Source organism: Streptomyces sp. SID11385, assembly GCF_010548245.1.
Taxonomy (GTDB): domain Bacteria; phylum Actinomycetota; class Actinomycetes; order Streptomycetales; family Streptomycetaceae; genus Streptomyces.
Window position 1 is genome coordinate 1 of sequence record NZ_JAAGLR010001052.1, and the last position, 213, is coordinate 213.

Genomic DNA, 213 nt, shown 5'->3' on the forward strand with positions numbered 1-213 from the left:
GCCGGTGACCCCGGCCTGGACGGGAACGCGGGCGGCGAGATGCTGGCCTGCGCCGCCGCCGGGATTCCCTTCGAGGTCGTGCCGGGTGTTGCCAACGTCGTGGGGGTGCCCGCCTACGCCGGGGTGCCGCTGCGTGACGCGCAGGGCGCGGACGTCCGGTTCGTGGACGCCCGTACCGCCTCCGAGCGCTGCTGGAGCGAGGTCGGCGCGAGC

General features: G+C 76.5%; 1 protein-coding gene. It reads left to right on the forward strand.

The window, feature by feature from the left end; genetic code table 11:
- Positions 1–213 (forward strand): SAM-dependent methyltransferase (locus tag G3I42_RS32005; protein WP_239096816.1); only part of this gene is annotated, 213 nt, incomplete at both ends.